This is a genomic window from Apilactobacillus pseudapinorum, assembly GCF_040369555.1.
GTDB lineage: Bacteria > Bacillota > Bacilli > Lactobacillales > Lactobacillaceae > Apilactobacillus.
The window spans coordinates 169677-181332 of record NZ_BAABVU010000026.1; the positions used below are offsets into that span (position 1 = coordinate 169677).

Below are 11656 nucleotides of genomic sequence, written 5' to 3' on the forward strand. Positions count from 1 at the left end.
GGAGATGAGAAAATGCAATACAATAAGAAACAATTTAGTAAAGTAAACGATAAGAAAATGATGAAAAAGGTTAAGAAACAATGGGTCGTAGTATCAATTGCTTCATTAGCTTTTTTAGGTGCGTCTGCATATGGGATGCTTAACACTACAACTGTAGCTAAGGCTGATACCAATACTGCAAGTGCATACAACAACAATGACGAAACAACGCAATATGCTAGTCAAATACAACAGGGGGCCCAAGATGCGTTCCAAAACAAGGGAAACAACTCTAGCTCATTAAGTGGTCAAGCTTCTAACTACTACAATGCAGCTTACAATGGGGCTCAATCTGCTTTAAACGCCTATAATACAGCCACTCAAAACACTGGTGCCGGTACGCAAGATTACAACTACTACGGTAATACTGTTACCAAGCAAGATGGTTTTGAAAGTGATAGTGCTAATGCACAAACCGGATCTAACGGTTTTAATAGTAAACGTAAAACAGCAGGGGACAACTCTTCAGATAAGCAAGCACAAGCTGCTAATTCCCAAACTGCAACTTCAACTACTCAACCAAACGCAACTGATGGAACTCCTTTAAACAACACTAACCCTAACGACACTAATCAAGGTGGTGCTGATACTCCTAAGGACGCTTCTAATTCAGTAAGTAAATACGAACAAACAATGCTTAACAAGGTAAATACAAGTAGCAATACTTCTGTTAAGGCAACTTCACCTACTCAAGTAATTAATATTCCAACTGCTAATACTGATGCGATTGTCAACGATCGTAAACAATATACCAACTATACCGGTTTAGGTAAGGCTTTTGATTATGGGGTTACCTATGCCTTAACTCAACAAGGGATGGCAGATGCTGAATCAGGTAAGTGGCAAGGTGTATACGCTGGTTCAAATGGTAATACGCAAGACTACTACTTAAACTCAGCCACTAATACACCAAGTAATGCTTATGATCAAGCTTACCGCGGTGCTAGAACTGCGATGAACAGCTTCTTTAGTAGTGGTAACACCTATAACGGAAGTACTTCAGTCTCTGCAAGTAATACTGGAAATGCAGCCTACGATGCTGGTTTTAATGATGTTGTTAAACAAGCTAGCCAAGGAATTGTATATGTACAAAATGGTCAACAATTCCAAAACATTATGACTGGATCAACTTATTCTGGTTCAGTTAGTGGTAACGTTGCGAAAGATAATAATGGTAATACATTCACAACCGTTAGAATCGCTAATGATATTGATTTATCAGGAGCTACTAATGGTGAAAATGATGGGACTATTTACACTAACCAAGCAAGCATAACTGTTGATGGTCAAAATCATATGATGGATTTCCACGGGAATAACTATACTGTTAACCGTCCTGGAAATGGTTCGTTGGATATTTATCTACAAAACTTCCAAACTATGTATGGGGCTAACTACTTTGGTACATTCCGTGCCGAACCGGGAGCGGTATTCCACTTCAGTAACATTAATTACGTCGGACCACAACTTCTAAGTTCATACAGTAATGATACTTACTTTAGTGGAAACGTAAACGTTTTAGTTCCAACTAACCTAAGTGCAACTTACACTTCTCCATGGCAATCAAATGTTTTAATCGAAGGAAATGGTAACCAAGAAAACCTTGAAGTTAATAACTTTATCCTAGAACCTAACTCTAATTACTTCGGTAATACTTCTCCAGTTAATGGTGGAACTAACGTTGTGGTTACAGGGAACTTTACCATCGGTGAAAACTCTAAGATGACATTAATACCACGTGGTGGTAACGCGAATGCGGCAACTATCGCTGATGGTTCCGTTTGGGGTGTCTGGCTACGTAACACAGGTGCGTCACTAAACATTAACAAGAACGCAACCTTGAACATTATTCCACAACTATATAGCAAGCAAAGTAACATCTTTGGTGGGGCTGTTTACGCGGGTCAACAAGTAAGTATCAATATCAATGGTGGAACCTTGAACTATGAAGGATACAACGGGATCTCAGGATTCTACAACCAACCAATTGATTTACAAGGTTCAAGTAGTACTCAAATCAATGTTATTAATGGTGGGGTTATGCAAGTTGTTATGGATTCCGTTCCTGATGTCACCACTTACAATTCATATGCAGGGCACCAATCTGTTTATGATGGATTGATTAATAACGTTGGGTTAGGTAACTTTAACGTTGGTTCACGTGGTAACTTGAAGGTTGGAGTTACTAATTCAGATAGTACTTACAACGTTCCATATTACGGACCTATCAATATTAACTCTGTTGGTAGTAACCACGTTATTTTCATGAAGTCAGGTGCTGTTCAACAATTCCAAACTACCACAGGAACATCCGGTACTGGTTATGCTGGTAACATTAATGCATATACTGTTGCGATTAAACAAGCTGATGGGACTAATCAGTATTTATATAATTTTACTTTAAATTCAGGATCAACTTCTTATACAGGTGTTGATTTAAATGGTAATCAGATTAATGGAAATATATCTGGTAATTTATTGGAAATTTCAGATGTGCCTTCTGTTCAATTCGTCGGTCCACTTACCAAACAATTAAATGGTGATGGCTCTACTACAGTAACCGCATACGCTAAACTTTCCAATTATAAACAATTAAACAATCAACCAATTTATGTTGGGGTAGCTAGTTCTAACAGTAATGGTGCATATAACCAATTAACCCAAATGCCTAACTCTAACATCACCGATGCTTACTCAAAGGCGGATCCAAATACTTACACTCTTACAGTGGATACAACTGGATATAGTGGTGGAATTATTCCAATTACTTACAAAATTCAACCAGGAACCCCAACCACATACATTGGGATGCGTTTGAACTATGGAATTAACTCCGTTAACAGTATATTGGGACCACAAGCTTACACATCAACTGTTGAAGGTTATCAAAATGCCGGAAATGGAAAAGTTGTGGAAACATCTAATGGTGATATGACGGTTGCTAACGGTCAATTAGGTAACGTTAATTCTGGGATTACTGACGCGATTGCTGATAGTATTGGTAATACAACTGCTAATAAAGATGCAGAATCATTTAACACTAAGACTAATGCTGACTACTTAGCCGCATACAATGCGATCCAAGCCGGATACCAAGCCTATGCTAATGGAACTGCTAACCAAGATTACACTCAATTAGCAGCTTACATTAACTCTTCCAATCCTTCTGCTTTTGCCCAAGGATACAAGGAAGCTGCATATCAAGCTGGTTTAAACGATGCTAGATTTAACAAGACTAGTGTGACTGGTAATGCTAATTATTCAGAAGCCCAAACTCAATACAACGCTGCATACCAAGCCGCTTTAAGTAACCCTGGAGTCAATATTAATACTTTAATTAGTCAAAATAATCTTCCAACAATTACTTCTAACGGAACAGCAGCAACAGCCGTTACTACAGCGATTTCAGATGCCCAAGGGGTATTATCTTTCTTTAGTGACGAACAAGCTGCTACTATTAATGGTACTAATTACAATAAGATTAAGAATGATAAATCTAAGGTGGCCGCATATAACGATGCAGCGACTGGTTTTTATAATGCACTTAGAGTCACTGGAACTAGCGCTAATCCAGATTTAAACGCTGATAAGGCGGAAACAGCTGGATTCGATTACGCTCAATCCATTATTAATGGTGGATTATCCAAGACGAAACCTAGTGCAACTGCAGATCATATGAACAACCTTGCTGCAGCCATCAACGGTTATCAAGCCAATGCTGCAGCTACCAGCAAAGCGCAAAGTAACGGGGCAAATTCAAGTGATGCACAGGCAACTACCCACGATGGTGTCTCTGCAGACAACTTTAATGGTGATGTAACTGCATACAAATCAATTAAGTTTGGTGCATACACTGGACTAGCTGGTAAGAGTGATGCCGGATTGAACACCTTGGAAAAGGTTGGTTACGCTTCTATCATCGGACCAGCTGCATACCAAGCTGGGATTGCTGCATTTAACAATAATGCTGGTGCTACTCCTACAGGGGTGGCAGCACAATCACAAACTGGTCAAACTGCATTCGCCCAAGGTTATGCTGATGCCCAAGCATCATTCAACCAAGGAACTGCGGATGGATCAACAGCGGTTAAGAGTAACTCAACTACATCCACTAACCCTGGTGTAGTACCCGCTGGGGTTGTCAGCAAGGATGCATATTCAAAAGGTTATGCAGATTCTGTTAACGCCTATGCACACGGGGCTTCATCATTTAGCCCAACTAATCAACAAACAGCTACTCCTACTGGAAACGATGCTGTTAATGACAACGTTAAGTCTGCATACACTAAGGGTTATTCAGATGCCCAAGCATCATTTACAAGTGGTACCGCTAGTGGTGCTAACGATGTAAAGAACAATCCATCAGTTTCATCAAGCAATGCGACTGTTCCAACTAATATTCCAAGTGATGCTGCAAACCAAAATGCATACAAACAAGGTTACCAAGCAGCGGTAAACGCATATGCTAATGGTGCGGATGCCTTTAACACTAACGGTTCAACTACCGCTACTGGCGATAACGCAGTTAATGACAATGTTAAATCATCATATGATCAAGGTTATCAAGCTGCTGAAGCATCATACAATCAAGGTAAATCAACTGGATTGAGTGCTGCTCAATCCAACGCGAGTGTATCTAACAGCGCATCTAGTTTACCTGCTAGTGTTGCCGGTTCTAACGGTAGCCAATATGCAACCAACTCATCTGCATACTCCACTGGGTATAAAGGTGCGGTTGATGGTTACACTGATGGTGATACATCAACTGGTCAACAAAATAAAAAGGATAGTTCAGCTAGTCAAAATTATCAAAGTGCCTATGCAACTGGTTATAGTGACGGACGTGCCACTGCTGGTGCCAACGATTACTTAACTAAGCATAGTAAAGCAGCTTCTGATGCTGACTATAGTACTGGATACTCAAATGCTGCCGCTGGTCATGCTAGTGGTTATTCAGCTGCATCATCTGCAGCTTCAGCTAATACATCAGTTCCATCTGCTACAACTGTTAACCCATCCGCTAATTACCAATACACTGTTGGATTTAACGGTGGGGTGACTGATGAAGGTAAAGATGCTGGTGCCAAAGTTGGAGCTACTGCTTTCTTAAACAACTTAGCTGCCAACTCACTAAGTGACAGTAATGCCCAAAGTGGTTTTAATGACGCGGCTAGTGGTTTTAACGATGCCTTAACTGGCAAATCACAAGCTAGTGGCGCCAACAGTAACTATGCTGCTGGATATTCAGCATATGCTAGTGCAGCTGCAGCGTGGGCTAGTGACGAACAAAATAATGGTAGTCAAGCACAAGCTAATGGTTCAGCTACGGCAACCACAGTTACTAATGATATCTTTAATTCAATTGCTTCATCATTGAATGGACAAGGTTATATTAATGCCCAAAGCTCAACTGGTAATATGTATAGTCAAATTGCTTCTAAATTTGCTTCACAAGCTAGTTTTGCTTATTCAAGTGCGGTTACTAGCGCTCTAAGTAACGCTAGTGCTGCGCCAAGTAGTAATAATGATTATTTTGTTAACAAAGCCATCCAAGATGAAAATGATGGATTTAACGGTGTCACTACTAATGGCAACACTAATTCAACCGGATACATTGCCGGTAAGAATTTAAAGGATAATGAAACTGCCGGAATTAATTTAGCTAATACTAATGCTAATGCAGCAGAACCATCTGATCCTGATCAAAAATCTGCTTTTGATGCTACTAAGCAAGCATATCAAGATGTAATTAATGATGGTGGTGCTAAATCAGTTGGCGGACAATCTAGATCTTACCAAGATGCCTACGCACAAGCAGTGCAACAAGCTCAACAACAATTGAATTCCAATAAAAATACTGCAATTTCAGCGGTTAAGAATAAACAAGGAACTCCGTTTACTAGCAATTCTGCTAGCGATGTTGCTTGGAATAAAGCTTATGAAGATATTCAAAGAGGTTATACTGCAGCAAAAAGTGGGATATCAACTAGTGTATCTACAAACGCAAACTATAACTATGGATTCACTATTGCAAATGCATTTGCGGCCAGTGTGAAAGCAGCAGAAGATAACACCAGCTTCCCAGCTCAACACTTAACGCAAACCACTGATCAAGTTGAAGACGTCGATGCATATAACGGGGTAATTGATGCAATTAACCAAGTATATAGTAATGGTGCAGGTCAAAGTTTGCCACAATATATTGATGGACAAACTACTAATCAAAGCGCTGATTATGTGCAAGCTTATAATAGTGCAATTGAAGCAGCATATCGTGCAAGTCAAAAGGCACAAACAGATATGACTAAAGGGGTTAAGGCAGATGCAACTAAATTAAACGGAACTGATACCAAAGATGATAGCAATGCTAACAAATCGGTTTACCAAAATGCCTATGTTCAAACATCAATTGGTTTTAGTGCAGGGCTAAATGGTGGTAGTTACCCATCAAATGCTGACCGTCAAAAGGGTTATAACTACTCAACAGGGGCAGAAACCGGCCAAAGTCTATCTAAGGGATACCAAGATGCTGTTAATGATTTCCTAACTAACGGTGGAAGCACTAGTTCATCTAATACGAACGAACCTGGATACCAAGATACAATCAAAGCGTTACAAGCTGCTAATAGTGGTCAAAGTAACCCAAGTACTTCTGCATTATCAAATTATGCTTACAGCCATCAATTAGCTGCTAAGAATGCACTAGCTGATATTGCTAATGGCAATAGTAATAACCAAAATCCACCAGCTGGCGTTGACGCTAATATTTACGCTGAAGCATACGCTGCTGTTAAATCTGGTTATGCAGATGCAATTGAAAAAACCACCCCAATCGCTAGTGATCACAAGAGCCAAACGGATACCACTACTCCATACACAGCTAGTTACCAACAAGGATTCACTGCTGGAAGAATTATTAAAGGTGCTAATGATTTCGTAAACGGTAGTGTAGATAGTGGTACTGAATCCACTGATGCTAATTACCAAAAAGGGGTTCAAGAAGCCCAAGCTGGATATACTGATGGTAAGTCTGGTAATAATAACCAAGCTACTCAACAACAAATCAACACGAATGATCAAGCATATCAAATTGGTCATGCTACTGGTCAAAACTCTAAGGACGGGGCTGCATTAGCTCAAGATCCAAATAGTAACCCAAATGGTTTAACTGGGGATGCCCTAAACGCATACTATGCTGTTAAGGATGCATATAACCAAGTTATGAAGACCACTTCTGGCAACCCATCTGATGGTAATCACAATGTTTCTATTACCAGTCAAGCATATCAAGATGCTTATAAGAAGGCATTAAGTGAAGCCCAAGCTGCAGAAAAACAAGGACAAGCTCAATTTGCTAGTCAATCAGTAGAACCAATTGTTGGTAACAACATGGCTTCAGCAGCTCTTAAGAATGGTTATGACCAAGCTAAATCTGGTTATCAAGAAGAACAAGCTGCATTGAAGAATAATTCAGCAGCGGATGTTTCAAACAGTTCTAAGAACGATAGCTACAATGCCGGAGTGGCCATGGCTAAGAACGTCCAAGCTGGAATCAATGCTTACGTTAATAGTTCACAACCAAGTGGGGATGCTCAACAAGCGGCCTTTGATGCTGCTCAACAAGCATATGCTGACGCAAAGACTAACAATAATTCAGCTAACCCAACTAGCACCGTTGATAACGCTAATAAGCAACTATATACAGATGCTTATCAACAAACTAAGTCGAAAGCAGATAGTCAAGTACAATCCGGAATTAACGATTATCTAGCAGGTAATCCAAAGAGTGGCAATTCAGATCAAAACGCTGTCTTACATGATAGTAGTATGAATGATGCCCAAACTGGATTTAACGACGTGATGAATAACGGCGTCACTACACCTGCCCAAGCTAATAATCCTGCCTACATGGGTGGATACAATGCTGCTAAGTCTGTTCAACAAGCAATTACTGATTTTAACAATGGTCAAAAGAACCAAAACGAAGCTAATGCAGCTAATAAGTCTGCATACGATAGCGCTGTTTCAGGTGGTCAACAAGCATTAGACGATGCTAAGAATGGTCAATTCACAAATACACCATCTGGTAATCCAGAATACAACAGCGCATATAAAGCAATGCAACAAGTTGCAGTTAATGCGCACCAACAAGGAATTACTGATGCATCTAATAATCCATTCCAAAGCGCCGATCCAAAAGTTAATAACTTGAAGAATGCAGATGCTCAATCAATTGCCAACAGTGCTTACAAACAAGTTAAAGATGGTTTTAACGCGGCCTTTAATAACCAAACTATTAGCAACCCAACTGATGCAAATCAAGCTGGTAGTAGCTTAGCTAACTCAGCTAAACAATATGTGGACGCATTAGCTAGCGGAACAAACCCATCAGCTAATATTCCACAAGCGGTTATTGATAAAATCAATGCACTTCAAACGAAGGTGAATAATGCCTTTAATGCTAATCCACAAGCCTCAGACGTTGATCCTGATGATTCTGATCCATTTAGTCAATATGTATACAAGAAACTAATGGACCAAAACCAAACTAACTACAGCGCAGGGATTGCCCAAGCTAAACAACTAGGTAATAGTAATTCTACTAATCCTGCTTATAACAAGGGTTACAGTGATTTCACCAACGGATTAATTAGTGCAATTAAGAACAACGGTAGCACTAATGGTGTTGCAGCCAATGTTAAAGATGATGTTACTGCAGCTTACAATTCCTATGAAAAGGGAATTAAGGACACTAGTGAACCAAATGGTAGTGGCGTCGATCCGATTGAAAAGACAGCATACGATGCATATCAACAAGGGAAGTCTGCTGATCATAAGTCATCTGACCAAGTTCAAGCTGATTTGAATAACTTATCTTCAGTTGCTCAACAAGCCTACATCAAGGGATACAATGATCAACAAGATGCTGATAAACTAAGTTCTGAAAAACAATCAGGACTAGCAGACTTTAAGAACGGTCAAACTAGTCCAAGTGATCCATCTCAAGCGAGCGTTGATAGTTTTAATGCTGCTCAAGCTGGATACAAAGCTGGTCAAAGTAACTCTAAGGATGCTGACAAGTATGCTAATGATAGTAGCTACAAGTATGGTTACGACTTAGGTCAAGCACTACAAGCTGCTAAGCAAAATGTTCAAACAGGTAACCTAAACACTACCGATAAGCAAACTATGGATGCGCAAACTGCGATTGCTAATGGGATTAAAGATGCTGAAAATAACAACAATAACAATGCCCAAAACGATTCATCAAGTAGTCAAAGATTGTATTCAGATGCTTACAATGCTGGTAAGACGCTAGGTACAAATGCATTAGCAACTGGTGCCAATGCATACGTTGCCGGAAATGCACAACCAACTGATGGTCAAGACGGCTCTATCGCACACGCCCAAGTAGTTGGTTATCAAGATGCCAAAGATGGTTTTACTGCCGGTTCGGTTTTAGGTGCTACTAACACTAAACAATCAGATCCTAGTTACACAACAGGATTTAACGCTGCGCAAACTGCCGCAATTGTGATTGATAATATTCAAAATGGTCACAATACTACAACTACTGATGCCGCTAATACTACACAAGCTACCAACGGTTATGCTGCTGCGGCTAGTGCATTTGAAGCTAACCCAGATCATCCAAGTGCTTCTAATAACACTAACCCGGCATATAACTTGGCTTACAACAGTGCTATTGGTCATTTAACTAACCAATACCAAGCTGGAATTAATGACTTTACTAGTGGTAAAAATGCTGCTGATGTTTCTGCTGCCAACAGTCAATACGACAAGGATGCTATTAACAAGGGTTATAATGACGCTCAAACTGGTTTCCAAGCAGCAATGAGCAATAGCTCTTCATACAACAACAGTACTGCTGATAAAGCTAGCCAAGCTGGATACGCTCTAGGACAATTAGTCCAACAAGGTATTAACACCACCAAGAATAGTACTGATAAAAATGCTTCGGCTAATACTGGAAATACTGACGTTAATACAGCAATTCAAACAGCTAGAGACAATGTTTTAGCTAACCCAGCTGTCCTTGCTAACTCGGTACCATCTTCAATTACTAGTTCAGTTGCTAGACAAGCATATATTGCTGCCGTAAATGCATTTGAACAAGAATACCAAACAGGGGTTAACAAAGTTGTTAACGGAACTGCTTCTGATGCGAACAATGACGCCAATCAAAACGTCTTTGCTCAACAAGGGGTAAGTGATGCCATTCAAGCTATTAAAGATGGTTTCAATGGAGTAACTAACTCTAAACCAAACTTGAGAACACTATATCAAATGGGTGCTGACGCCAAGACTGGGGTAACTGAAGCTAACAGTGGTCAACATTCTAGTGACAACGAAAGTGCAGCTACTAAGGTCGGTAACCAAGCGGCATTTGATGCAATCAGCCATGCAAGTTCTCAAAACGCTAATCAATCGGTTAATAACTCAAGTAAATCAGAAATCTATCAATTAGCTTATGCTCAAGGTCAACAACAAAGTACTACTTTGACTAACCAAGGATTGAATGGATTTATTAATGGTCAAAACAGACCAACTGGTATGGATGCTGCTAGTCAATTAGCGCAACAAGCTTATGATGAAGCACTTCGCGGTTATCACGCTGCCCAATCTGGTGATACATCGACTGATGGCAAGTCAGCTGCATACCAAGCTGGGGTTAAGGCATACCAAGATGCCCAAGCTGGAATTAAGTTTGCACAAGATAATCAAAGTGTTCCAACCGGTGTAAGCCAAGCTGAACAACTAGCTGCTAAAGCGGTAATGGATGCATATAACGGTAATAATGAAAGTAATGCTAATAACTCCATTTACCATGATGCATATGTTCAAGAAATCAAAAACAAGCAAAATTACGCTAAACAAGGGGCAATCGCAGGTGCTTCTGATACAGCACGAAATACAGCCGGCATGAATAACCTCGATAAAGAAGCTTATCAACAAGGCTACAGTGATGCTCAATCGGGTTATCAAGCTGCGTTAACCAATATTACCAGACCGGTTGATACTCTTAATAGTGGTGTTAACAAGCAAGATGCCCAAAACGGTGCTATTCAAGCATTTAAAGATGTCTTAGCTGGTGGCAATCCTGATAAACTAACAGCACCTACTAATGCCAGTGCAGCTTCAACCGCCGCATATAATAAGGCATTGCAAGATGCAAAGACATTTATTCAAACTGCTAAACAAGATGCGCTAAATGGGGTAACGCCAAGTTCAGCTGGCAATGATGCTTCTTCACAAATCATTAACTATGTTTACCAAAACATTGTGAATGGTTATCAATCAGCACGTGATAATAAATACAGTAATGCCAAAAATGATCTTTCAAATAAAGATCCTTACTTCCAACAAGGGGTAGGCATCGCAAATGATTTAGATTCACGTTTGACAGCTTTTACTAATAACGCTAGTGCTGACAGTAATTCGGTAGAAGCCCAAGCTTACAATGATGGAATTAATAACCAAACTACTCATCAACCACAAACTGGTTCAACTAATTACCTAGAAAATAGTGACCTATACGCTAAGATTCACGATGCTGCTAAACAAAATGCTGATAAAGGTAGTGCTGACTTTGTTG

Annotated in this window: 1 protein-coding gene; it reads left to right on the forward strand. The window is 39.9% G+C overall.

Going from position 1 to position 11656, the window contains the following annotated elements; genetic code table 11:
- Positions 1 to 12 precede the first annotated feature (12 nt).
- Positions 13 to 11656: hypothetical protein (locus tag ABWU86_RS05840; protein WP_353321965.1), on the forward strand; the 11644-nt coding region annotated here is incomplete at its 3' end.